Source organism: Enterovirga rhinocerotis (genome assembly GCF_004363955.1).
Taxonomy (GTDB): Bacteria; Pseudomonadota; Alphaproteobacteria; order Rhizobiales; family Beijerinckiaceae; genus Enterovirga; species Enterovirga rhinocerotis.
In genome coordinates this window covers 1,113,819-1,137,960 of the sequence record NZ_SNZR01000011.1, presented here as the reverse complement: position 1 = coordinate 1,137,960, position 24,142 = coordinate 1,113,819, and the positions used below count along the sequence as shown (strand labels likewise).

General features: G+C 69.7%; 23 protein-coding genes. 13 read left to right on the top strand and 10 right to left on the bottom strand.

The features are described from left to right. Positions 1-66 precede the first annotated feature (66 nt). On the top strand, positions 67-1,257 hold the full coding sequence (locus EV668_RS05980; protein ID WP_166652356.1) for an O-antigen ligase family protein: 1,191 nt from the start codon (positions 67-69) through the stop codon (positions 1,255-1,257). 7 nt (positions 1,258-1,264) lie between these two features. On the opposite strand, the gene EV668_RS05975 is transcribed toward EV668_RS05980, so the two are convergent. From EV668_RS05975 to EV668_RS05965, 3 genes are all read right to left on the bottom strand, one after another. After that, positions 1,265-2,029, bottom strand: coding sequence for an SDR family oxidoreductase (locus tag EV668_RS05975; protein WP_133768890.1), 765 nt, complete (start codon positions 2,027-2,029; stop codon positions 1,265-1,267). A 137-nt stretch (positions 2,030-2,166) separates the two neighbouring features. After that, positions 2,167-4,167 (bottom strand): acetyl-CoA carboxylase biotin carboxylase subunit, encoded by a 2,001-nt coding sequence (locus tag EV668_RS05970; RefSeq protein WP_133768889.1) that lies wholly within the window; start codon positions 4,165-4,167, stop codon positions 2,167-2,169. 90 nt (positions 4,168-4,257) lie between these two features. Further along, a complete protein-coding gene (locus tag EV668_RS05965; RefSeq protein WP_133768888.1) occupies positions 4,258-4,686 on the bottom strand; it encodes a hypothetical protein in 429 nt (142 codons plus the stop codon). 273 nt (positions 4,687-4,959) lie between these two features. Here EV668_RS05965 and EV668_RS05960 point away from each other — a divergent pair, with 273 nt between their 5' ends. After that, positions 4,960-5,493, top strand: a complete 534-nt coding sequence (locus EV668_RS05960; RefSeq protein WP_133768887.1) for a TMEM70/TMEM186/TMEM223 family protein — start codon at positions 4,960-4,962, stop codon at positions 5,491-5,493. Positions 5,494-5,508: 15 nt separating this feature from the next. On the opposite strand, the gene EV668_RS05955 is transcribed toward EV668_RS05960, so the two are convergent. After that, the gene (locus EV668_RS05955; RefSeq protein ID WP_133768886.1) at positions 5,509-6,708 is read right to left on the bottom strand and encodes an amidohydrolase family protein; all 1,200 of its coding nucleotides are present in this window, start codon (positions 6,706-6,708) and stop codon (positions 5,509-5,511) included. 198 nt (positions 6,709-6,906) lie between these two features. On the opposite strand from EV668_RS05955, the gene EV668_RS05950 reads away from it, so the two are divergent. Then, a complete protein-coding gene (locus EV668_RS05950) occupies positions 6,907-7,680 on the top strand; it encodes a ferredoxin--NADP reductase (protein ID WP_133768885.1) in 774 nt (257 codons plus the stop codon). Then, positions 7,677-8,111: a MarR family winged helix-turn-helix transcriptional regulator gene (locus tag EV668_RS05945; protein ID WP_166652355.1), complete on the top strand. Its 435-nt coding sequence runs from the start codon at positions 7,677-7,679 to the stop codon at positions 8,109-8,111. Before EV668_RS05950 ends, EV668_RS05945 begins: the two co-directional genes overlap by 4 nt. Positions 8,112-8,115: 4 nt before the next feature. Here the strand turns inward: EV668_RS05945 and EV668_RS05940 are convergent, their stop codons facing one another. Further along, positions 8,116-8,478 (bottom strand): hypothetical protein, encoded by a 363-nt coding sequence (locus EV668_RS05940; protein WP_133768884.1) that lies wholly within the window; start codon positions 8,476-8,478, stop codon positions 8,116-8,118. A gap of 162 nt (positions 8,479-8,640) precedes the next feature. Here EV668_RS05940 and EV668_RS05935 point away from each other — a divergent pair, with 162 nt between their 5' ends. After that, positions 8,641-9,648 carry an OmpA family protein gene (locus EV668_RS05935; RefSeq protein WP_133768883.1) on the top strand — a complete coding sequence of 336 codons (1,008 nt, stop codon included), beginning with the start codon at positions 8,641-8,643 and terminating at the stop codon, positions 9,646-9,648. Between the two features lie 126 nt (positions 9,649-9,774). Here the strand turns inward: EV668_RS05935 and EV668_RS05930 are convergent, their stop codons facing one another. Then, complete coding sequence (locus EV668_RS05930; RefSeq protein ID WP_133768882.1) at positions 9,775-10,524, bottom strand: invasion associated locus B family protein; 750 nt, start codon at positions 10,522-10,524, stop codon at positions 9,775-9,777. Positions 10,525-10,778: 254 nt separating this feature from the next. Here EV668_RS05930 and EV668_RS05925 point away from each other — a divergent pair, with 254 nt between their 5' ends. Continuing rightward, positions 10,779-11,123, top strand: a complete 345-nt coding sequence (locus EV668_RS05925) for a response regulator (protein ID WP_133768881.1) — start codon at positions 10,779-10,781, stop codon at positions 11,121-11,123. On the opposite strand, the gene mfd is transcribed toward EV668_RS05925, so the two are convergent. Both mfd and EV668_RS05915 read right to left on the bottom strand, forming a co-directional pair. Further along, positions 11,077-14,712 (bottom strand): transcription-repair coupling factor, encoded by a 3,636-nt coding sequence (gene mfd / locus EV668_RS05920; protein ID WP_133768880.1) that lies wholly within the window; start codon positions 14,710-14,712, stop codon positions 11,077-11,079. The two genes, EV668_RS05925 and mfd, sit on opposite strands and share 47 nt — an antisense overlap. A gap of 97 nt (positions 14,713-14,809) precedes the next feature. Continuing rightward, positions 14,810-15,775 carry an acyl-CoA desaturase gene (locus EV668_RS05915; protein WP_133768879.1) on the bottom strand — a complete coding sequence of 322 codons (966 nt, stop codon included), beginning with the start codon at positions 15,773-15,775 and terminating at the stop codon, positions 14,810-14,812. 153 nt (positions 15,776-15,928) lie between these two features. Between EV668_RS05915 and EV668_RS05910 the strand changes: the two genes are divergently transcribed. From EV668_RS05910 to EV668_RS05885, 7 genes are all read left to right on the top strand, one after another. Then, on the top strand, positions 15,929-16,306 hold the full coding sequence (locus EV668_RS05910; RefSeq protein WP_245512879.1) for a metalloregulator ArsR/SmtB family transcription factor: 378 nt from the start codon (positions 15,929-15,931) through the stop codon (positions 16,304-16,306). Positions 16,307-16,384: 78 nt separating this feature from the next. Next, entirely contained in the window at positions 16,385-16,552 is a 168-nt protein-coding gene (locus EV668_RS24690; protein ID WP_166652354.1) for a hypothetical protein, read from the top strand. A gap of 91 nt (positions 16,553-16,643) precedes the next feature. After that, the gene (locus tag EV668_RS05905) at positions 16,644-17,384 is read left to right on the top strand and encodes a DUF3750 domain-containing protein (protein ID WP_133768878.1); all 741 of its coding nucleotides are present in this window, start codon (positions 16,644-16,646) and stop codon (positions 17,382-17,384) included. Between the two features lie 259 nt (positions 17,385-17,643). Further along, a complete protein-coding gene (locus tag EV668_RS05900) occupies positions 17,644-18,792 on the top strand; it encodes a YbfB/YjiJ family MFS transporter (RefSeq protein WP_166652353.1) in 1,149 nt (382 codons plus the stop codon). A 67-nt stretch (positions 18,793-18,859) separates the two neighbouring features. Then, complete coding sequence (gene meaB / locus EV668_RS05895) at positions 18,860-19,837, top strand: methylmalonyl Co-A mutase-associated GTPase MeaB (RefSeq protein ID WP_133768876.1); 978 nt, start codon at positions 18,860-18,862, stop codon at positions 19,835-19,837. After that, positions 19,837-20,478 carry a pyroglutamyl-peptidase I family protein gene (locus EV668_RS05890; RefSeq protein ID WP_245512877.1) on the top strand — a complete coding sequence of 214 codons (642 nt, stop codon included), beginning with the start codon at positions 19,837-19,839 and terminating at the stop codon, positions 20,476-20,478. The genes meaB and EV668_RS05890 overlap by 1 nt, the downstream gene beginning before the upstream one ends. A 61-nt stretch (positions 20,479-20,539) precedes the next feature. Then, positions 20,540-20,776 (top strand): Lrp/AsnC ligand binding domain-containing protein, encoded by a 237-nt coding sequence (locus EV668_RS05885; protein ID WP_133768875.1) that lies wholly within the window; start codon positions 20,540-20,542, stop codon positions 20,774-20,776. 161 nt (positions 20,777-20,937) lie between these two features. Here EV668_RS05885 and EV668_RS05880 read toward each other — a convergent pair whose 3' ends face one another. Further along, complete coding sequence (locus EV668_RS05880; RefSeq protein ID WP_133768874.1) at positions 20,938-22,257, bottom strand: TMEM43 family protein; 1,320 nt, start codon at positions 22,255-22,257, stop codon at positions 20,938-20,940. A gap of 163 nt (positions 22,258-22,420) precedes the next feature. Further along, positions 22,421-23,878 carry a DEAD/DEAH box helicase gene (locus EV668_RS05875; RefSeq protein ID WP_133768873.1) on the bottom strand — a complete coding sequence of 486 codons (1,458 nt, stop codon included), beginning with the start codon at positions 23,876-23,878 and terminating at the stop codon, positions 22,421-22,423. Positions 23,879-24,142 lie beyond the last annotated feature (264 nt).

Sequence of the window (24,142 nt, the reverse complement as noted above, 5' to 3'; positions counted from 1 at the left end):
TGCCTAACGCCGTCGACCATGGCGGCAGAACAACGGCTCACAACGGGCGGCGGGCACCGATCGGGGATGCCGGCGCTGTCGGACCGGCTCGACGCGCTCGCCTTCGGCCTGCTCGCGGTGATGCCGCTCGGCATGGCCCTCATCAACCGCTCCGCCCAGCCGATCCTGATCGCGGCGATGCTGGCCGCCCTTGCCGCGCGCGCCTCCTGCGGCGAACTGGCGGAAACGCGCCGACGGATGGAGCGGACGTTGCGCCGCCCCCTCGGCCTCGTCTGCCTCGCCTACCTCGCCTTCGCGCTGGTCTCGATCACCTGGGGACACCATCCGCGCACCTCCATCTCGATGTTCGCGGAGGTCGCGGGCTCGGCCGGCGCGGCGCTCGTGCTGCATGCCGCCCTGCCCCGGCCCGTGCCGTCATGGGCCTGGAAGCTCGCCGTCGCCGCGATGGCGCTCGGCTGCGTGACGATCCTCGGCGAACTCGCGAGCGGCATGGCGATCCGCGGCAGCCTCGGGGCGAGGAACTTCGTCTTCATCTTCAAGCGCTCGGTCACGGCGATGCTGGTCCTGTTCTGGCCGATCGCTGCCTATCTCTGGATCACGGGCCGCCGGTCCATCGCCGGAGCCCTGCTCCTCCTCTTCGCGATCGCGATCTATGCCGCCCATTCGAGCGGTGCCGCGATGGGGCTCGCGGCGGGTCTCGCCCTCGCCGGCCTTGCCGCCCTCTCGCAGAGGACCGCTTCCCTTGCGATCGCGGCGGCGCTCGGGCTCGCGCTCGCCGTCGCGCCCGTTCTCGGCGATGCGGCCGAGCGTCTTCTGCCGGAGAGGATCGTCGAGCGGCTGCATTTCGCCCATGCCGACCAGCGCCTCGAGGTCTGGCAGAGCTTCGGCGAGGTGGTGAAGCGGCGCCCGATCGGCGGCGCCGGCTTCGGCACGAGCACGAAGATGGCCCAGGAGCCCGTGGCCCAGGAGGTGCCGGCCGAGCGCCGGGTGATGCTCGGCGCCTGGCACCCCCATAACGGCTATCTTCAGATCTGGGCCGAGACGGGCGCGGTCGGCGCGCTCCTCGCCGGCGCGGCCCTGATGCTGCTCGCCTTCGGGATCGGCCGCCTGCCCCGCCCAGCGGCCATCGCAACGGCGGCGCTCGTCGCCTCGGCGGCGGCCGTCCTGCTGGTCGGGCACGGCATCTGGCAGGGCTGGTGGAGCGCGGTGATCGGGACGGCGGCCTTCTGGCTCGCGAGGCTTCCCGAGCCGCGCTGAACGCGGCCTACAGGCAGGCCGTGATGCCGCCGTCGACGTAGAGCACGTGGCCGTTCACGAAGGAGGAGGCGTCGGATGCGAGGAAGACGGCCGCCCCCACCAGCTCCCGCACCTCGCCCCAGCGCCGGGCCGGCGTCCGCTGCGCGAGCCAGTTCGAGAAATCGGGGTTGTCGACGAGGGCCTGGTTGAGCTCGGTCTTGAAGTAGCCCGGCGCGATCGCGTTGATCTGGAGCCCGTGCGGTCCCCAATCCGTGGCCATGCCCCGCGTCAGCTGCCGGATGGCGCCCTTGCTCGCCGCGTAGGGGGCGATGCCGGGCCGGGCAAGTTCGCTCTGGACGGAGGCGATGTTGATGATCTTGCCCCGGCCGCGAGCGATCATGCGCTTCGCGACGGCCTGGCCGACATAGAAGACCGAATCGAGATTGGTCCGCATGAGTTCGGACCACCTCTCGACCGGAAAGTCCTCGAGCGGTGCGCGGAACTGCATCCCGGCATTGTTGACGAGGATGTCGATCGGCCCGACACGGCCCTCGACCTCCTCGATCCCCGCGGCAACGGCGCCGGGATCGGTCACGTCGAAGGCGGCCGTCTCGACCCCCGACTGACCGCCCGTCGTCAGTCCGGCGGCCGCGATCGCGAGCCGGGCGCCGTCGCGGCCGTTCAGGACGACGCGCGCCCCGGCCTCCGCCAGCCCGCGCGCCAGGCCGTGGCCGATGCCCTTGCTGGATCCGGTGACGAGGGCGATCCGCCCCGTGAGGTCGAACAGTGTCAAGGCATCCCTCCCGACGGTGTTTCGGCCTCGATACCATAGCCGAGGCCCCGGCCCGAAAGCCGGCCACAACGTCGCGCGGGAGAGATCGGTCTCGGCGGCGGGCGCTTACGGCCGGCCGCTCGGATCCGGCCGGGCGGTCAGGCGAATTCGAGGATCACCGCGTCGACGGCGAGGCTCTCGCCCTCCTTGGCCAGGATCTTGGCGATCGTGCCGTCGCGTTCGGCGCGCAGCACGTTCTCCATCTTCATGGCCTCGACGACGGCGAGCGCCTCGCCGGCCTTGACCTCCTGGCCTACCTTCACCGGGATCGACTTCACGAGGCCGGGCATCGGGCAGAGCAAGGCCTTGCCGGCGCCGCTCTCGGTCTTCTCGGGCATCAGCGCGGCGAGTTCCGCCTCGCGCTTCGTGTAGACGCGCACGGCGGCCGCCGCCCCGGCATGGGTGAGATGCACGCCGTTCGGGATGGGGCGGACCTGAAGCGCGACGACATGGGGGCCGACGGTGCCCGTCCAGACCGGCTGTCCCGGCGTCCAATGCGAGGAGACCGACAGGCGCTGGCCCGATTCGAAGGCGACGATCGTCGCCTCGTCCTCGTCGGAAATCGTCACGGCATGAGGCTCGGCGCCGAGGAGGACGACCCTTTCGCGCTCGAACTGCACGGCGCCCGGCCGCATCTGGTCGCTGATGCCGCGCTTGCGCTCGTTCAGGAGGTGGTCGATCGCGGCCGCCACGGCGGCGATGATCCGGGCGACGTCGCCTTCCGGCGGCGTCTCCGAGAAGCCCTCCGGGAACTCCTCGGCGATGAAGCCGGTGGAGAGGTTGCCCGAGCGCCAGCGCGGATGCGCCATCAGCGCCGACAGGAACGGGATGTTGTGGCGGATGCCTTCGATCGCGAAGGCGTCGAGCGCGCGCGCCTGGGATTCGATCGCCTCCTCGCGCGTCGCCGCATGGGTGACGAGCTTGGCGATCATCGGATCGTAGAAGATCGGGATCTCGCCGCCTTCCTGGACGCCCGTGTCGTTGCGCACGGTCGCCGTGCCGTCCGGACCTTCGGCCGGCGGCCGGTAGGTCACGAGCCGGCCGATGGAGGGGAGGAAGTTCCGGGTCGGGTCCTCGGCGTAGACGCGGCTCTCGACCGCCCAGCCGTTCAGCTTCACGTCGCCCTGGGCCAAAGGCAGCTTCTCCCCGGCCGCGACGCGGATCATGAGTTCCACGAGATCGAGCCCGGTGATCATCTCCGTCACCGGATGCTCGACCTGGAGCCGGGTGTTCATCTCGAGGAAGTAGAAGGACTTGTCCTGGCCGGCGACGAACTCGACCGTGCCGGCGCTGTCGTAGCCGACCGCCTTGGCGAGGGCCACGGCCTGCTCGCCCATCTTGCGCCGCGTCTCCTCGTCGAGGAGCGGGGACGGGGCCTCCTCGATGACCTTCTGGTTGCGGCGCTGGATCGAGCATTCGCGCTCGCCGAGATAGATCACGTTGCCGTGCTTGTCGCCGATGACCTGGATCTCGATATGGCGCGGATCGGTGATGAACTTCTCGACGAAGACGCGGTCGTCACCGAAGGACGAGGCCGCCTCGGAGCGGGCGCGGGCGAAGCCGTCGGCCACCTCGGCCGACGAATGAGCGATCCGCATGCCCTTGCCGCCGCCGCCGGCGGAGGCCTTGATCATGACCGGGAAGCCGATCTCCTCGGCAATCGTCACGGCCTGTTCGGGGCTCTCGATGACGCCGAGATAGCCGGGGACGGTGGAGACATTCGCCTCGGCGGCCGCCTTCTTGGATTCGATCTTGTCGCCCATGGCGGCGATGGCGGCCGGATGGGGGCCGATGAAGGTGATGCCGGCCGCTTCGAGCGCCTTCGGGAAGGCTTCACGCTCGGACAGGAAGCCGTAGCCGGGATGAACGGCCTGGGCGCCCGTCTGCTTGCAGGCCTCCAGGATCTTGTCGATCACGAGATAGGATTCGGCGGCGGGTGCCGGCCCGATATGCACCGCCTCGTCGGCCATCTGGACGTGAAGCGCGTCGCGGTCGGCATCGGAATAGACGGCGACGGTCTTGATGCCCATTCGGCGGGCCGTCTTGATCACGCGGCAAGCGATTTCGCCGCGATTGGCGATCAGGATCTTGTCGAACATGCGTCTCGGACCGGGAGGAAGGGACGCTGCGACATGCGGCACCCTGTCCGTCAGATCAAGCCCCGTCGCAAAATGGACGCTGGCGCCCGCTCAGGCGAAGGGCTGGATCGCCGCCTCGGACATCCGGCCCGCGGCCGAGCGCATCACGAAGGCGAGCAGCGCGTGGTCGGTCCGCTCGGCTTCGCGCGCCACCTCGAAGGCGATGGCCTCGGCGACCGGCGTCGGGCCGGTGCCGGCCGAGAGGGATGCGACGAGCCAGGACGCCGTCTCGTGATCGACATAGCCGGTCGGGCGGGAGGTCCAGACGACGTAATCGACGATGGTCTGGATGGCGAAGGCGCACCAGGTGCCGTGCTTCTGCGCCACGGCCCGGTCGAGCCCGAGCAGCGTGTCGACCTCGTCCCGGTTCTCGGGGCCGTCGACCAGGATCTCCCGCTGCAGCCGGCGCACGTCGGCCAGGGTGATGACGCCGGCAGAGGTGACCGTTTCGACGAAAGATTCGAGAGATGCCCGGATCATGTTCTCTGCCCCATCATTTTGTCGGAGCCAATTGTTTGGCCCTTCGATGGGATAAACCTTTGCGTAAACTGTCCAGCCAACTGGTTAAAGTCGAAATCTGAACGGATTTTCAGGTTAAACGCTGGTGACGCGGCGTGGTTGCTGAATTCCTGACACATTCGACGTCATCCGCGCCATCTGGCTGCCGACCACCCTGCGCGACGGCACGACATCGGCGCGAAACACGCCTGCCTCACAGGGCGGCGCTGCCCTTCGAGCCGAGCCGTCGCCTCCATGTCGTCGCCCGCGAAAACCACCGTTCTCGTCGCGAACACCTATCAGGCCCGCAAGGTTCGGTGGTTCTTCTGGGCCTGCGTGCCGCTCTTCATAGGTTGCGCCTATTGGGGCTGGGACCTGTCCCGGACCTATGGCCTGTCGCCCGGCGATGGCGGCGTCCTCCAGCCGCTGTCCTGGCGGCTGACGGTGGCCGCGATCGTCGTCGCCGTCGGCCTCCTGCCGCTCGCCGGCATGATCCTCTACGTCAGGCGCTACGTGGCCGGCCTGATCCGGCAGGGCGGCGAGGTGATCGTGACATTCGTCGGCTGGCCCGCTCCCTCGGAGCGACGCATCCCCGTCGCGCAGGTGACGCCGGGACGCGAGCATGACGGCCGCTTCAGCACGCTCACCCACCGGGTCAACACGCCGTGGATGACGATCAGGCTCGCGGGACGGATCTACCTGATCGATCTCCAGGCCGAACTCGTGGACCGGCACGCCCTGTCGAGGCTGTTCACCGAGGCGCGGCGGCAACGGGAGCGGAGGTCCTGAGCCCCCGCGCCGGTCTTACTGCGCGACGATCTCCGGCACCCGCTCCGCCGGCGGCGTATTCCGCGAGCGTCCGATCCGCGGCACGCCGTCGATGACGACCATGCCGATCCCGGGCAGGTCGCCGAGGCGGACGCTGTCGAGGAGATCGGTCCCGGCCGAATGCTGGGCGCGGTCGATCAGGACGAAATCGGCCGCCCTGCCCTCCTCGATCAGCCCCACGTCGAGCGAGCGCACCCGCGCCGTGTTGCCGGTGCCGAGGCAGAAGGCGAGTTCGGGCGGCAGGTCCCCGAGCGAGGACAGCATCGCGATCATCCGCAGGATGCCCAGCGGCTGCACGCCCGAGCCGGCCGGCCCGTCCGTGCCGAGGATGACGCGGTCGAGCTGGCCCATCTCCCGGGCGAGGCGCAGCGTGTAGAGCGCCGCGCGCTCGTTGCCGTTATGGACGAGTTCGAGCCCGCGTCCGCAGCCCTCGCAGATGCAGCGGATCTCGCGGTCCGGCAGCGCCGTGTGGCCGCCGTTGATATGGCCGACGACGTCGGTATCGGCCTCCAGCACGACGCTCGCATCGATGAGGCCGGAGCCGGGGATCGACGGTCCGCCCGTGTGGATCGTCGACTGGATACCGTATTTCCGCGCCCAGGCGACCATCCGCTTCGCCGTCGGCCCGTCCTTGACGTTGCCGAGCCCGACCTCGCCGAGGAGCCTGACGCCCGCATCGGCGAGTTCCTTGAAATCGCTCTCCTCCATGCCGGGCTCGATGACAGGCGCGCCGGCATGGATCTTCATGCCGCCCGGCCGGAAAGCCGAGAAGCAGCGCTGCGCGTAGATCGCCATCGCCTTGACGCCGACGACGTCCCGCGGCCGGCCGGGCGTATGCACCTCGCCCGCCGAGATCATCGTCGTCACGCCGCCATTGAGCGTCGAATCGATCCAGTTGAGCTGGCTCTGCCGAGGCGTCCAGTCACCGGCGACGGGGTGGACATGGCTGTCGATGAGGCCGGGCGCGAGGCCGGAGCCCCGGGCATCCACGACCGTCGTCGCGCCCTCCTGATCGACATCCTTAGAGCGGCCGATGGCCGTGATCCTGCCGCCGACCGCGACCACCGTATCCGCGTCGAGGATCGGCCGTTCGAGGTCTCCCGACAGCAGAATGCCGATGTTGCGGATGACGAGCTTGGCGTTCGGATCGACAGCCGCGGACGCGTCATGAGCCATGCGGACCTCTCCATCGATGGCCGCACCGCTCTATCGCCATTGAAATCGCGGCCCCGGATCGTTAGTGTACTAACAATCTGCAGCATGACAACCATCGCGCCTGCGCGACGCCCCGGCGGCTTGACGGCCGGGCAGCTCTGGTCGACAGCGTCGCCGAGCGCGTCACGCCGCGCGATGAAGAAAGCGGATCATCGCCCGATGAGCAAGATGAACACGGAGCAGGTTCTGTCGGTCCATCACTGGAACGACACGTTGTTCTCGTTCACGACGACACGCGATCCGGCGTTCCGGTTCCGGAACGGCGAGTTCGTGATGATCGGGCTCGAGGTCAATGCGAAGCCGTTGCTTCGGGCCTATTCGATCGCCTCGGCGAATTACGAAGACAGATTGGAATTCTTCTCGATCAAGGTGCAGGACGGCCCGCTCACCTCCCGCCTGCAGCATCTCAAGGTCGGCGATCCGATCATCGTCGGCAAGAAGCCGACCGGCACGCTCGTGCTCGACAACCTCAAGGACGGCCGCAACCTCTACCTCATGGGAACCGGGACCGGCCTCGCGCCCTTCCTGTCCATCATCAAGGACCCCGAGACCTACGATCGCTTCGAGAAGATCGTGCTGGTCCATGGCTGCCGCCAGGTGAACGAACTCGCCTATGGCGAGACCATCACCAAGGACCTCCCGGAAGACGAGATGCTCGGCGACCTCATCCGCGAGAAGCTGATCTACTACCCGACCGTCACGCGCGAGCCGTTCCGCAACCGCGGCCGGATCACCGATCTCATCACCTCCGGCAAGCTGTTCGAGGATATCGGCCTGCCCGCGCTCGGCCGTGAGCAGGACCGGGTGATGCTGTGCGGCTCGCCCGCAATGCTGGTCGATCTCCGGACGATCCTCGAAAGCGCGGATTTCGTCGAAGGCAATCACGGCGAGGCCGGGGAGTTCGTCGTCGAGAAGGCCTTCGCGGAGCGGTGAGCGCGGTCTCCGCGCCAGAGCCGGCCTATCGGCTCGACGAGCAGGTCGGCTTCGTCCTGCGCCAGGTCCAGCAGCGGCATACCGGGATTTTCGCGGCCGCGTTCGGCGACGACATGACGCCGACGCAATGGTCGGCGCTGGTCCGCCTGGCCGAGGCCGGAGAGTGCTCGCAGAACCATCTCGGCCGGCTGATCGCGACGGATGTCGCGACGATCAAGGGCATCGCCGATCGGCTGATCCGCCGAGGCCTCGTCGAGACGCGCGCCGATCCCGCCGACCGGCGCCGTCTCCTGCTGCGGCTGACGGAAGCCGGGCACGACGCCTACCGGACCCGCGCCGCGACGGCCCTCGACGTCTCCTCCGAAACCCTCGCTCCGCTCTCCAAGACCGAGCAGGCGACCCTCCTCCGTCTCCTCGACCGTCTGCGCTGACGCCTCAGGGCGCGGCCCTGACGAGGTTCTTCACGTTCGAGCCCTCGGGGCCGAAGAGGCGGAGCAGAGCGGCGCAGATATCCGCCTCCGATCGGCCCTTGATCCGGGCGGCGTGGAAGGCGGCGCGCTCCTCCAGCCTCGCCTCCACCACGGGATCGTCGAAGCGCAGGCCGTAGCGGAGCGCGAGCAGCCCGAGCAGCGTCGCGTTCGGCTGGTAGCGCGGGCAGACCTGCGTGCCCGCGACGACCTGCGCGAAATCCTCCACCAATCCGCGCCGGGCCGCGAGCAGCGCATCCTGGGCCACGGCAGACCCGGCCCCGGCTCCGATGGAGAGCACCAGCGCACCGGTGCGGACTGCCAACCTCATTCGCATCGCAACGCCCTCCCGCGACCGCCAAGGCCGCCGACAGGATAGACGGAACGGCGCGCCCGTTACGGACAAAGATTCCGCGCGACGGTTGTCCGCCCGCATGCGCGCTTTCCGTTTCATCGTAGCGACGCCATCATCGCGGCGGACGGAGAACGATTCATGTTTGGATTTTGGCAAGGGTCGCGGGTTGGCCCGGCAAGCATCATCGCCTGTGGCCTGACCTTCACTGCCGGCGCGGCACTCGCCCAGGATCACCCGCTTCTCGGGCATTACGAGGGCTCGAAGCAGGTCGGGCACCAGGTCGCGAGCTACGACGAAGCCACCATCATCGTCGGCCCCATCGAGGAGAAGGGCTCGACCGAGCAGCGCGGGACGGGCTGGCAGACGCTCGAAGGGAAGGTCTTCACCCTGTATTACCGCCTGCCGCCGGGCCGCTCCTCGCTGGAAGGCATCCGCAACTTCCAGCAGAGCCTGCAGCAGAAGGGATTCGAGGTCCCCTTCGTCTGCTCGACGGAGGCCGGAACCTGCTTCACCGGCAACGAGCGCCGGCCCGGGCTCTTCCTCGGCCTCGCCCTCGACGGCAAGACGGACCTGCCGAAATTCGACGGCGATTTCGTCCGCAACCAGTTCTACAACGGCAATGGCCGCTATCTCTACGCGAAGCGCAGCCAGGGCGGAGCGACCGTGCATGTCAGCCTCGCCATCGCGGACGACGAGAGCCGCGGCGGCCGCGCCGTCATCGCGCGCGTGATCGAATCCGGAGAGATGGAAACCGGCAAGATCCAGGTGAAGCAGCAGGCCGAGATCAAGAAGGATTTCGACCAGAGCGGCCGCACCACGATCTACGGCATCCTGTTCGACTTCGACAAAGCCGACATCAAGCCGGAATCGGCGCCGCAGCTGAAGGAGATCTCGGATCTGATGGCGCGCAATCCGGGCATCTCGGTCGAGGTGGTCGGCCATACCGACAACCAGGGCGGACAGGCCTACAATCTGCGCCTCTCGCAGAACCGCGCGGCGGCGGTCGTCGCCGAGCTCACCGCCCGCTACGGCGTCGCCGCCGGGCGCCTGACCTCCCGCGGCATGGGCATGGACCAGCCCGTCGCCTCCAACGCGGACGAGGCCGGCCGCGCCCTCAACCGGCGCGTGGAGCTGATCCGCCGCTAGATCCTGCTGCGGGAGGTTCGGATCCGGCCTCCCGAACACGGCGCGCTCCGACCCTGACGTCGAGCACACGAAAAAGGCCGGCGCTGTGGAGCGCCGGCCCGATCAGATCCGCAAAGGGTCCGAAGGTTACTTCGGAGCCGCGCCCGACGGGGTCGTCGGAGCCGCGCCGCCGGCCTGGCCCTGCTGCTCGAGCTTCTTGCGAAGCTCCTCGCTGCGCTTCTCGAGCTCGGCCTGCAGCTTCTTCTGCTGCTCCTCGAGCACCTTCGGGTCCATCGGAGCCCCGTCGAAGGCCTTGGCGAAACCGGCCAGCGGCACCTGGAACGTGACCTCGCGGCCGACCTGGTTCTGGACGCTGACATTGATGTTCGTGCCCTTCTTGAGGGCGTTCGTGAAGTCGTCCTTGAGGCCCGTCGCTTCGGCGAAGCAGCCGTTCGGGAAGCAGATCGTGTAGGCGCCGGCCGCCGGGGCCTGCTGGTCCACCGCGAAGCGGATGCCCGGACGGAGCAGAAGGCCCAGCGGCATCAGGAAGCGCACGATCTTCTGGGTCTGCGGACCCTTCACGTCGTAGACGGCCGCCGCGAGGACCGGCTGGCCCTGGTCGGACACGAAGTCGCGGGTCGTGTAGCACACCTCGGCCGCCGAGCCCGGATCCTTGCCGCAGACCTTCGTCCATTCCGCCTGGGACGGCTCGGCCTTTACCTGAACCACGAGAGGCCCGGTATTCTGCTGCCCTTCCGGCGCGCCCTGAGCGGGCTGGGCGGGTTGCTGCTGCGCGGGCTGCTGGGCCGGCCGAGGCTTCTGCTGCGCCTGGGCCGCACCGCTCACGCCGACCGCCAGAACGGCGGACAACCATGCGAGACGGGTCGCTGAAAACATCCCTACATCCTTATGTCGGCTTTGTCGGCTGTCGTCGCGGCCGGCGAGACGTCCCTGCTTCATGTCCCCGTCCATCCCTGCTCAATGAGGCAAGGGCATGACGCAGGGCCGTGAGGCGAGTTCGGCTCGTTAACCGCTTTGCCACGCCTTGGCCAGCCCGAATGACGACAGAACCTTGACCGCTGTGCGACAACTTCCTACCTGTCGGAAATCTTGCACTGCGGCATGATATTGTGCGGGGCGACATGGTGGCGTTGAGGAAAGTGCTCGTGGTCGATAGCGGCCACCGCACCGAGACGGACCTGCTCTCGACCGAACTGGCCGAGCTGGGTCTCGCGAGCATCACGACCTCCGTCGAGGCGGCCGAGGCCGTGCTCGACATGATGGACCTGCCCTCCGCGGTCTTCATGAACATGCCCGGCCGGCCGGAGGGCCTCGAGCCCCTGCGCCGCCTCGCGGCGACGCTTCGGGGCTCCGACCGGACCGCGGGCGTGCCGATCATCGAATGGACGCGCGAAGCGGCCCTCTCCGTCGGAGGCGTCTCCGCGCTCCTCAAGGCCGCCATCGGCCCGCAGGCCCTGCACGCCCCCGAGACCTGACCGGCACCGCGACCGGACGCGTCGCGGGACGCGGAGCCGGGAGAGGCTTCAGCGCCGAGGCGGGCTCTCCCTTCGAGACCGAGACGAGATCGCGGACGAGCCGTTTCGTCGTGTCGAGCCGCCCGGCGACGTCGTCGACGTCGCGCAGGAAGACGACCTTCATGTCCGGCCTGACCTTCGCGAAGGTGCCCTGCTCGGCGACATAGGCGACGAGTCCCGCAGGGTTCGCGAATTCGTTCTCGCGGAACGACACGATGATTCCCTTCGGCCCGCCCTCGACGCGCTCGATATTGGCCTGCCGGCACAGGACCTTGATGCCCACCACCGCGAGGAGCTGGTCGACCTCCTTCGGCAGCTTGCCGAAACGGTCCACGAGTTCGGCCCGGAAGGCCGCGATCTCCTCCTCGGTCTCGAAGGTCGAGAGCCGGCGATAAAGGCCGAGGCGGAGCTGGAGATCGGAGACGAAGCTCTCCGGGATCGTGACCGGCGCGCCCACCTGGATGGTCGGGGACCATTGCTCCGGCGGCGGATCGTCGATCCCGGCCTTGAGCTGCTCGATCGCGTCCTCCAGCATCTGCTGGTAGAGTTCGTAGCCGACCTCCTTGATATGGCCGGACTGCTCGTCGCCGAGGAGGTTGCCCGCCCCGCGGATGTCGAGGTCGTGCGTCGCGAGCTGGAAGCCGGCGCCGAGGGTGTCGAGCGATTGCAGCACCTTCAGGCGCCGCTCGGCCTGCACCGTCATCGGCTTCTTCTCGGGCACCGTGAAGAGCGCATAGGCGCGGGTCTTCGAGCGCCCGACGCGGCCCCGCAGCTGATAGAGCTGGGACAGGCCGAACATGTCGGCCCGATGGACGATCAGGGTGTTGGCGGTCGGGATGTCGAGGCCCGATTCGACGATCGTCGTCGACAGCAGCACGTCGAACTTGCCGTCGTAGAAGGCGCTCATCACGTCTTCGAGCTGCGTCGCGGCCATCTGGCCATGGGCGACGGCGACGCTGACCTCGGGCACCTCCCGCGCCAGGAACGAGCGGATGTCGGCGAGGTCCGAGACGCGCGGCACGACGTAGAAGGCCTGCCCGCCCCGGTAGCGCTCGCGCAGGAGCGCCTCGCGGATCGAGAGCGGATCGAAGGGCGTGACGAAGGTGCGCACGGCCAACCGGTCGACCGGCGGCGTCGCGATGATCGAGAGTTCGCGCACGCCCGTCAGCGCGAGCTGCAGGGTGCGGGGGATCGGCGTCGCGGTCAGCGTGAGGACGTGGACCTCGGCGCGCAGCTCCTTCAGCCGCTCCTTGTGGGCGACGCCGAAATGCTGCTCCTCGTCGACGATGATGAGGCCGAGATCCTTGAAGGACATCCCCTTGCCGAGCAGCGCATGGGTGCCGACCACGATGTCCACCGAGCCGTCGGCAGCGCCGGCCTTCACGGCCTTGAGCTCCGCGGCGGAGACGAAGCGCGAGGCATGGGCGACGTTCACCGGCAGGCCCCGGAAACGCTCGACGAAGCCCTTGAAGTGCTGCCGCGCGAGCAGGGTCGTCGGCACCACGACCGCGACCTGCTTGCCCGACATCGCGACCGCGAAGGCCGCGCGCAGCGCCACCTCCGTCTTGCCGAAGCCGACATCGCCGCAGACGAGCCGGTCCATCGGCCGGCCGGCGGCGAGGTCTTCCATCACCGCTTCGATGGCCCCGAGCTGGTCCTCGGTCTCGTCGTAGGGGAAGCGCGCGGCGAATTCGTCGTAGAGCCCCTCGGCCGGCGTGATCTTCGGCGCGGGCTTCAGGAAGCGCTGCGCGGCCACCTTGATGAGCTGCCCCGCCATCTCGCGGATGCGCTGCTTCATCTTGGCCTTGCGGGCCTGCCAGCCTCCGCCGCCGAGCTTGTCGAGCTGGACCTCGGTCTCCTCGGAGCCGTAGCGGCTCAGAAGCTCGATGTTCTCGACCGGCAGGAAGAGGCGAGCGTCGCCCGCATAGGTGATCTCGAGGCAATCGTGCGGAGCGCCGGCCGCCTCGATCGATTTCAGCCCGTCGAAGCGCCCGATGCCGTGGTCGACATGGACGACGAGGTCGCCGGGCGTCAGCGCCGAGACCTCGGCCAGGAAGTCCTGCGGACGCTTGCTCGCCCGCTTCTGGCGCACGAGCCGGTCGCCGAGGATGTCCTGCTCGCCGACGACGGCGAGATCGCCCGCCTCGAAGCCCGTATCGAGCCCCCAGACCGCGAGCAGCGCCTTGTTGCGCGGCCAGGCGGTCGTCTCGGCGAAGCGCGCCACGGTCTGCGCCTCGATGCCGTGATCCTCGAGGACATGGCCCAGCCGCTCGCGCGAGCCTTCCGACCAGGACGCGACGATCACGCGCTTCTTGTTCGCCTGAAGCGTCTTGATGTGGTCCGCCGCAGCCTGGAACACGTTGGCGTTCGGATCGGTGCGCTCGGCCAGGAAGTCGCGCCCGCGCCGTGCTTCGAGGTCGATCACGGCGCGGCCGCCGCCCTGCGCCTCCGAGAACGGCGTCAGCCGGGCCAGCGGCAGGTCGCGGACGCGTTCGGCCCATTCCTCGGGTTCGAGATAGAGGGCCTCGGGCTTCAGCGGCCGATAGGGCGTGCCGCCCCCCTGCCCCGACATCGAGGCGCGGGCGTCGTAGTAGTCGTGGACCTGGGCCAGCCGCTCGCCGGCCGCATCCTCGACGAGCGCGTCGAAGACCACCGGCACGCCGGGCACGTAGTCGAACAGCGTGTCGAGCCGCTCGTGGAAGAGCGGCAGCCAATGTTCGAGCCCCGGATAGCGCCGCCCCTCGCTCACGGCCTCGTAGAGCCGGTCGTCGCGCTGGAGCGCGCCGAAGGTCGCGACATAGGCCTGCCGGAAGCGCCGGATCGACTCGCTCGTGATCTGGACCTCGCTCACCGGCACGAGGTCGAGCGAGCGGAGCTGGCCCGTCGAGCGCTGCGTCTCGGGATCGAAGGGCCGGATCGATTCGAGCGTGTCGCCGAAGAAATCGAGCCGCACCGGCAGGGGAAGGCCCGGCGGATGCAGGTCGACGATGCCGCCGCGCACCGCATACTCGCCGGGCTCGCGCACCGTCCCCGTCCGCGTCGAGCCGTTGGCTTCCAGCCAGGCGACGAGCTGTTCGACCTTCACCGCGTTGCCCGGCGCAGCCGAGAAGGTCTCGGCCGCGATCTTCGCGCGGGGCGGCACCCGCTGCACGACGGCGTTTGCCGTGGTCGAGAGGATGCGCGGCTTCTCCTCGGAACTGCGCGAGCGGGCGAGCCGCGCGAGCGCGGTCATGCGCTGGGAAGTCACGGCGCTCGTCGGCGAGACGCGGTCGTAGGGCTGGCAGTCCCAGGCCGGGAAGCACAGGACCTCGATCTCGGGGGCGAGGAACTTCAGCGCGTTCTCGAAGGTCTGCCGCCGCTGCCCGTCGCGGGCGACGTGGACGAGCACGGCCGGCCCGTCCGCATTCTGCGACAGGACGCGGGCGAGGTCGGCGACGAGCATCGCGTCGAACCCGTCCGGCACGCCGGCGAGCGTCGCGCCGTCGCCCTTCTTGAGCGCGTCGAGGGCGCGGGCGATCGGGCCCGTGAGGAAGGTTTTGGGTCGTGCCATGGCGGGTTCGGGCCGCGCGGAGGCGCGGACGCTTTAGTCGAGACGGGTCAGGAAGGTCCCTCGAAGCCGCGATGCGGCGCGTCGGGACCATCACCCGTTATAGGACGCCGCCCGCGTGATTGCGAGCGTCGGCTTGGCGCTCGGCCAGAAGCGCCTCGGCCGGCGGCCCGACCCGGCGCAGCCCGGCTCGCCGCGCGGTGTCGCCGGGCAGCTTCAGATCGCGGGCGAGGCCCAAAGCCGCGAGCACGCGGATGAAGACGAAGCCGAGATCGACCTGCCCCCGTTCCAGCCCCAGCCGGGCCGATTCCGGGAAGGCGTGGTGGTTGCCGTGGAAGCTCTCGCCGAAGGTGACGAGCCCGAAGCGCGGCAGGTCGTAGCCCTGCACGGCGACGCCGTCGACCGTCCAACCCTGCTCGCCCCGGCGATGCGCATAATGCCCGACGAGCCAGTGACCGGTCAGCGACACCGAGACCCGCACGGCGATGCCCCACACCACCCACGACCAGCCGCCGAGGGCGTAGAACAGGATCGCCCAGGGGATCTGCTGCGCCATCCAGGTCCGTTCGAGGAAGCGATAGAATCGATCGTTCGCGACGCGCGGCTCGACGACGAAGCGCGGCGGATGCCGGAGCGCCACGGCGCAATGCATCTGCCAGAAGGCGTCGACGAAGAAGGAGCGCCGATGCGCGTGCAGGTCGTGGCAGCGCGCCTGCCGCTGGGCCCAGTCGCGGATGTCGTGGGCATGGATCATGCCGAAAGGCCCCGCCATGCCCACCAGGACGCCGAGATAGACCAGCGCATGTTCGACGAGGATCGGCGCCTTGAACGAGCGGTGGATGAGCAGGCGGTGCATGCCGACGGAATGGCCGGCGCAGATCGTGACGGCGCTCGTCACGACGAAGAGGAGAAAAGCGTCCCAGGTGAAGGTGAGCGGCCCGGCGACGAGCGCGACGGCCGTCAGCCCGCCGGTCCAGAGCGACTTCGGCGCCACCCAGATGACGCGCCCGTCCTCCGCGTCGCTCCGTTCCTCCGAGATCATTCTCTGCGTCGAGATCATGTGCATGCGTGGCCCTCCGCCTTGCGTTCCGGCGCGATCCCCATCATTTAGGTGATGAGCTAACTATCGATATCGATGATTAGATAATTAGGCAATGACCTAATTTCTGGCCGGCCTGCCGCGTGCCGGCGGCGACAGAGACGGGAACGGAGTGGTCGGGTGAGCAAGGAAGCACAGGCCGGCGGGGACGAGCCGGCAACGGGCGCGGGCATCCAGCGCGTCTTCGAGGCCCTGGCCTCGGCGCCGCGCCGGCGGATCCTCGCCTATCTCTCGCATTCGTCCCTGACGGCGGGCGAGATCGCGGCGCGGTTCGACATGTCGAAGCCCTCGATCTCGCAGCACCTGAACGTGCTGGAGGTCGCCGGCCTCATCGCGCGCGAGCGCAAGGGACAATTCGTCCATTACTCGCTGGTCGAGAACAACCTCGCCAACACGCTGAACGGCTTCGTGCAGGACGTCTGCCCCGTCGCCCGCCCCATCAAGCGCGAGAGCAAGGCGCTGGCGGCCGCCAAGGGGCGGGAGAAGGCGGAGGGCTGACCGCGCCCCGCGCCGTAACGCCTGCTTGACCATTGCCCGGCATGGTGACCGGCGCCGCGCCGTCCCGCCGGAGCCGTGATGACCAAGACCCAGATCGCCGCCGAAATCCGCAAGGTCGTGAAGATGCAGCTCGACGATTGCGAGCGCGCCATCAAGGCCGGCACGAAATCCATCGCCCTCTACGAACTCGAGGACGCGGCGAAACGCCTCCAGAAGATCGCCGCCCTCCTCGAATCGGCGCGCTGAGCGCCGGGCAGGCGGAGGCGGCAGCGGCGATCCGGCCGCTGGCGGAACGCCGTGGGCGCGCCCATATCTGGCTGCCCCGCTTGGCCCTTCGATGCTGCTCCGCCTTCTCGCCGCCTTCCTGATCCTCTTCATCCTGCCGCTCGCGACCCACGCCGTATGGTGGTCGACGCGCGACGGGCTCGCGCCCGATTGGCGCAGCGCCGATTGGTCGAGCGCGCGGATCCTGCCGCAGGCGACGGCGCACCAGCCGGCGCTGATCCGCATCTACGCCGCGCGTACCGGGCGCTGGAAAGGCATCTTCGCCCATCACAGCTGGATCGTGATCAAGCCTGAGGGGGCCGCGCGCTATGCGCGTTTCGACAAGGTCGGCTGGGGTTCGCCCGTCCGCTCGGACGGCTGGCCCGCCGATGCGCGCTGGTTCGGCAACACGCCGGACGTCGTCCTCGCGATCGACGGCGCGGAGGCCGACAGGCTGATCCCGAAGATCGCCCAGGCCATCGCCGAATACCCCTATCGCAACTGGGGTGATTACCGGGTCTGGCCTGGACCGAACTCCAACACCTTCGTCGCCTTCGTCGTCTCACGCGTGCCCGAACTGCAGGTCGCGCTGCCGCCGACGGCGCTCGGCAAGGATTTCCACGCCTTCGACGACGTGGTCGGCCCGACGCCGAGCCATACCGGCTTCCAGGTGCAGCTCGGCGGATTCCTGGGCCTGGCGATCGGCTGGGTCGAGGGGATCGAGATGAACGTGCTCGGCCTCGTCACGGGCCTCGACATCCGCCGGCCGGCGCTGAAGCTGCCGGGCTGGGGCCGGATCGGCATGGAAGCCTGACGACCGCCCCCACCCTCCCCTGGAGGGGGAGGGTCGCCGGCAGAGCCGGCGGGGTGGGGTGAAACCACCTCTCCCCACGTCCAACCTCTTCGACACATCGACCGCGCATCACCCCACCCCGGACCTTCGGTCCGACCCTCCCCCACCAGGGGAGTGTCCGCCTGCGCTGCCGTACTGCATCGCATCACGGCCTCGTCGCCTTCCCTGCCATGCACCGGGCGCCCTGGACGCAGGGTCGCGCCTTCGGGAAGGTAGGCCGGTGAGCACGATCCCGGCCGAGCCTCCGACGAACAGCCTCCTTCCGGCCTTCGCCGGCGCGAGCGCGACCTTTTCCGGCCTCGGCCTCGCCCGCTTCGCCTATGTGCCGCTGTTTCCCGCCATGGTCTCGGCGGGCTGGGTCAGCGGCGGCGAGGCCGGGCTGCTCGGCGCGCTGAACCTCGCCGGATACCTGATCGGCGTCCTCGTCGCCCGCCGCATCGCCCAGCGGATCGGGACCACGCGCGCCCTCGATCTCGGCATGGTCCTCGTCGTCCTCGCCTTCGCGGGCTGCGGCTGGAACGGCGGCGCCGCCTGGCTCGCGGCCTGCCGCTGCCTCGCCGGGATCGCCGGAGGCATCCTGATGGTCGTGGCCGGCCCGGCCGTGCAGGGATCCGTCGCCCCGAACCGGCGCGGCCTTGCCGGCGGCATCCTCATGACCGGCGTCGGGACGGGCTGCGTCGTCGGCGCCTTCGGCGTGCCGGCGCTCCTCTCCGCCGGGGTCGCGGCGACATGGCTCGGCCTTGCGGCCCTCGTCCTCGTCCTGTGGCTGGTCGCGCGGCAGGTCTGGCCCGACGCGCCGGTGACGATCACGAAGGACGCGTTGCCGGCCGGCACGGCGACACTGGTCCTGTCCTACGGGTTCTCGGCGGCCGGGTTCGTGCCGCACATGGTCTATCTGTCGGATTTCGCGGTCCGCGGCCGAGGGCTCCCGCTGACCTATGGCGCCGCGACCTTCCTCGCCTTCGCGATCGGAGGCTTGACCGGCCCCCTCCTCGGCGGCCGCGTCGCCGATCGCGTCGGGTCTCTCACCGCCTACCGGATCTGGCTGCTGCTTCAGGTCGCCGCCGTCGCGCTCGCCTTCGTGCCCTCCGGACCCGCGTTGCTGCTCTCGGCCTTCCTCGGCGGCTTCGCCTCGGTGGGCCTGACGGCCGTCACGCTCGCCCGCGCGCGCGATCTCGCCGGCCCGGCCGTCGGCGCCATCTGGGCACGGACGACGGCCGCCTTCGCCCTCGCCCAGGCGGTGACGGGGCTCCTCATGGCTCCGCTCTTCGCCAGGACCGGGTCGCACGAGTTGCTGTTCGCCGTCGCGCTGGCGCTCTCGATCGCGGCGCTCGCGCCCGTTCTCGGCCGCCAGGGCCGGCCCGCGTGACCGCCGGCCTCCGCACGCCGACCCACCGCGCCTCGACGGAACGGCCCGGACACGGCACAAGCGGCGCATGAGCCGCCGCCTTCCACCCGATCCGGATGCCGTCGCCGCGGGCGACCGTTCGGCCCTCGCCCGGGCGATCACGCTCGTCGAATCGAAACGCGCCGACGACCGCGCCGCCGCCCGCAAGCTCCTCGACGCGTTGATGCCGCGCACGGGACGCGCGATCCGCGTCGGCATCACGGGCGTTCCGGGCGTCGGCAAATCGACGATGATCGACTCCCTCGGCGCCCATCTCGTCGAACAGGGGCTCAAGGTCGCGGTGCTCGCCGTCGATCCGAGCTCCCGCCGCACGGGCGGCGCGATCCTCGGCGACAAGACCCGCATGGCGCGTCTCGCCATCGAGCCGGAGGCCTTCGTGCGGCCCTCCCCCTCCTCCGGCACGCTCGGCGGCGTCGCGGCGAAGACGCGCGAAGCCATGCTGCTCTGCGAGGCGGCCGGGTTCGACGCGATCCTCGTCGAGACGGTCGGCGTCGGCCAGTCGGAGACGGCGGTCTCCGAACTCACCGACACCTTCCTCGTCCTGGCTCTGCCGGGCGCGGGGGACGAATTGCAGGGCATCAAGAAGGGCGTGATCGAACTCGCCGACATCATCGCCGTCAACAAGGCCGACGGGCCGGGCGCCGAACGCGCCGCGACCGCCGCCGCCGAATACCGCGCGGCGCTCCGCATCCTGATCCCGCCCGGTGCGCCCTGGATGCCGCCCGTCCTCCTCGTCTCCGGCCTCGTCGAGATGGGCCTCGCCGACCTCTGGAAGGCCGTGCTCGCTCACCGCGCCAAGATGGAGGCGACGGGCGCGCTGGCCGAGAAGCGCCGGACCCAGAATACGCGCTGGATGTGGGCCATGGTCGAGGAGCGCCTGCGCGACCACATGCGGGCAAGCCCCATCGTGCGCGGGCGCCTGCCCGAACTCGAATCGGCCGTCGCGAACGGAGCGCTCTCGCCCGCCGCCGGGGCGGACGAGCTTGCGGGCCTGATCGGGCTCTGATGCGCCTTCTCGTCGCCGGCTTCGGCCCCTTCCCGACCATGCCGCGCAATCCGAGCGCCGCTCTGGCCCGGGCCGTCGCCGCGTCGCCCCGCCTCAAGCTGCACGGGATCGCGCCGCTGTGCCGGATCCTCACCACCGCCTATGCGACGCTGCCGGGCGAACTCGATCCGCGTCTCGCGGACCGCCCGGACATCGTCCTGCTGATCGGCGTCGCGGCGCGGACGCCCTGGGTGCGGATCGAGACCCGGGCGACCTCGCGCCGCTCGACCCTGTTCCCGGACGTCGCCGGCGAGACCGCTGCTCCGGTCGGGGGCGTGCGGCGAACCGCCGAGGCGAGACGCACGCGCGCCGGGACCCTAGGCGCGCTGCACTCCGTCCGCCGGCGCGGCCTGCCTGTGCGCCTCTCCCGCGATGCCGGCCGCTACCTCTGCAACGCGGCCTATTTCCGCGCGCTGGGACAGCACGCGGCCGCCCTGTTCGTCCACATCCCGAGGGAGCCGCGGCTGCGGGCGGCGCGGCCCGGGCGCAGCCGCAGGCCCGGCCGGGCGGAGTGGAATGCGCGCCTTCGCGCCGCGCTCGTCGACGTCGTCCTCGCCATGGCGGTCGCCGCCCGGCGTGATGACAGATCAGCCGCGTTGTGATCGAGTGAACGCCACGCGCGGCCCGGATCGGCGCCGCGAACCGCTGTCAGGACTTCTCCGGATGCAGACCTTCTTCGTCGAGATCAAATGCAAGCTCGGCAAGACCTATCCGGTCGCGAGCGCGCTCGCCGACCGGGAAATCGCCTCGGAAATCTATTCGACGGCGGGGAATTACGACATCCTGGCCAAGTTCCACATCGAGGACGACGTCGATATCGGCCATTTCGTCGCCGAGAACGTGCAATCCCTGCCCGATATCGCCGATACCCGGACGGTGATCACGTTCAAGGCGTTCTGACGCGCTTGCTGACACCTCTCCCCTTGCGGGAGAGGTCGAGCGACGCCGAAGGCGTCGGCCGGGTGAGGGGTACTCGGCTCCGTCGTCGGCGTGTCGCGAACCCCTCATCCGGTCGCGCTGACGCGCGACTCGACTTCTCCCGCAAGGGGAGAAGCGAGAGCTCACCCCACCGGCGCGGTGCCTGGCGCGAACACCCCGCCCTTGGCCTCGCGCCGCTTCCGGGCCAGCACGCCGAGGCCGTAGACGGCAGCCGCGCCGACCGCGAGGACCAGGACCGAGACGAGCGGGCGGAAGAAGAACCAGGCGAGCGCGATCACCAGCGGCGCCGCGACCATCGTCAGGGCCAGGGCCGCGAGGGCGGTGCCCGCGCCGAGAATCGAGCCGATGAACGGCACGACGTCGCCGAGAACGGCGAGCGGGCGCAGGATCAGCAGGAACCCGACGAACATGAAGATCGTGCCGACGAGGCGCAGCAGCCAGGTGATCATCCGGTTCTCGGCCTCGGCCTGGGCGAACATCGCCTCCGGCGCGACCTTGCCCGTGCTGGCGAGCAGCAACCTGTCGCCCGCCTTCGTCTGATATTCCTGGAGGTCCGAACCGGATTGGCGGCCGATGAAGCTCGCCGGACCGAGGGGAGCGATCTTGTAGGTGATGCGGAGATCGCCGACGCGCGGATCGGCCGGGTTCTGACCGAGATAGAGCGCGCCGTCGACGACCTGCGTCGGGCCGAGGCCCGCATTCTGCGCGAGGGTCGCGGCGGCGTCGGCCGGGATGGGTTTGGCCTCGTTCGCCGGCAGCCTACCGAGCGCCTGAGCGCCGGGGCGGAAGGCGCCGAGCGTCGCATCCGCCGCCGTCGCCTCGAAGGCGGAAAAGCGCATCTGCGGGTTCTGGCGTCCGCCCTGGTCGTGGAAGCGCGACGAGTCGATCCGCCGGTCCGACCACACTCGCGAATAGGTGTAGGTGGTGGTCCGCTCCTCGCTGCCGCCGAGATTCTTCTTGGTCTCGGTGCGGCTCTCCTCCTTCCACTGGTACATCTCGACATGGCGGACGAGGCGCGCCGCCTTGGCGCGGATGCCGAGCGCGGAATCGGCGACGGCGTCCGGCGCGGAGAGATCGCCCTGGACGTAGACGAGCTTGCCTTCGTTGGCCGGGTCGATCCTGCCGGCATCGGCCCGCACGACGACCGAGGCACCCTCGCTGAGGGACTTTTCCGTCCGGACCGCCCGACCCTCGTTCCAGAACAGGAGCACGCCCATGGCGAAGACCATGAGGAAGCCGATGCCGACGCCGACGATCGACTCCATCAGCTTCTGACCCCAGGACACATGGGTCGTCTGCGTGAAGCTGCCCTCGCCCGCAGCCTCGTTCGAGGCGAAGCCGCCGAAGCCGTCGGGATTGCCGCCCGGCGAGGCCGGGTCGGGGAACGAGCCGCCGGGCTGGGAGAAGCTCGGCCCCGCCGAGCCCTGACCGTCGTTCGCCATCGCTCACCCCCGCGCGTCCGCCCCTGACGGAACGGATCGGCCCTTCATCGGCGACGCCAATGTCGGGCCGATTGCGCCGGGCGTAAAGATCGCGAAACGATCGCCTCCCGCCGGATCACGCTTTTGTTGTCGGGAGAGCGGATTCCGCTCTCCCGCACCATGCTCAGCGCGGGGAGCGCGGACCGCTGCGCTGGATCCAGGCGATGTCGCCGCCTTCGCGGCGCCCGCCGCCCTGCCCCGCCGTCGAGGCGTTGCCGCGCGAGGGCCTGCCGCCACCGCGCGCCTGCGCGGGACCGGGGGTCCGTTCGTGACCCTGGCCTTCGCGCCGATCGCGAGCCGGACCGGACTCGGACCGCTGAGCCGCCGGCTTCGGACGGCCGCCGCCATTGCCGGGCCGCCCTTGGCCCTGGCCCTGGCCTTGGCGCTGTCCGCGGCCGCGCGGCGCACGGGCAGGCTCTTCGACCGGCCGCGACGGCGACTCGGACGGAACGAAGCCCGCCGGGTAGTCGGCCTCCGGAACCTTGAGCCGCGTCAGCTTCTCGATGTCGCGCAGATAGGCCCGCTCTTCCTGGTTGCAAAAGGAGATCGCCTCCCCTTCCGCGCCGGCGCGCGCCGTCCGGCCGATGCGGTGGACGTAGCTCTCGGGCACGTTCGGAAGGTCGAAATTGACGACATGGGAGACGCCGTCGACGTCGATGCCGCGCGCGGCGATGTCGGTCGCGACGAGGACACGGTTGCGCCCGGCCTTGAAATCGGCGAGCGCGCGCTCGCGCTGGCCCTGGCTCTTGTTGCCGTGGATCGCCGCGGCCCGGATGCCGGACCGGTCGAGCTGGGTGACGACCCGGTCGGCGCCGTGCTTGGTGCGGGTGAAGACGAGCACGCGATCGATCTCGCGCGCCGTGAGGACGTCGCGCAGCAGGACCGGCTTGTCGCCCTGCGAGACGAACATCACGCTCTGGGCGATGCGCTCGGCAGTGGTCGCGACGGGCGTCACCGCGACCTTGACGGGATCGGTGATGAACTGCGCCGAGAGCTGCTCGATCGATTTCGGCATCGTCGCCGAGAAGAACAGCGTCTGCCGCTTCGTCGGCACGAGCGTCACGATGCGCCGGAGCGCATGGATGAAGCCGAGATCGAGCATCTGGTCGGCCTCGTCGAGGACGAGGATCTCGACGCCCTGAAGGGTCAGGCTGCGCTGGTCGATGAGGTCGAGCAGCCGCCCCGGCGTCGCGACGAGAACGTCGACGCCGCCCGCGAGAGCGCGCTGCTGGCGGCCGATCGGCACGCCGCCGAAGACGACGGTGGTCGACAGGCGCAGATGCCGGCCGTAGCTGCGGAAGCTCTCAGCGATCTGGCTCGCGAGTTCGCGGGTCGGGCTGAGGACGAGCACGCGAGCCGAGCGCGGCTGCGGCCGCTTCGGATCGGCGGCGAGACGATGCAGGATCGGCAGCGCAAAGGCCGCCGTCTTGCCGGTGCCGGTCTGGGCGATGCCTTGCAGGTCGCGGCCTGCCATGACGTCGGGGATGGCCTTGGACTGGATCGGAGTCGGGCTCTCGTAGCCCTCTTCCTCGAGCGCCTTCAGGATCGGCGCCGCAAGTCCGAATTGCTGGAAACTTGTCAAAGGATGGGAGTCTTTCAAAACGAGCCGGGCGGCCGAAAGCCGCGCGTCTTCATCGTGGCTGCCCGCGTGATCGGGGCATTCCGGGAGGACCGGCGAATGAAGAGGGGGCCGGCCGCTTGGTGCGGGCGTCACGCAGCCCCGATCAAGCGATCTCGTCGACCGCTGACACCGGATGGGTGAGATGTAGAGATTTGCTGCGCTGCGTCAATGGCGGGCGGGCGGATTTGCGGGAACTAGGCCGTTCGCCTCCTCGTTGACCACCAT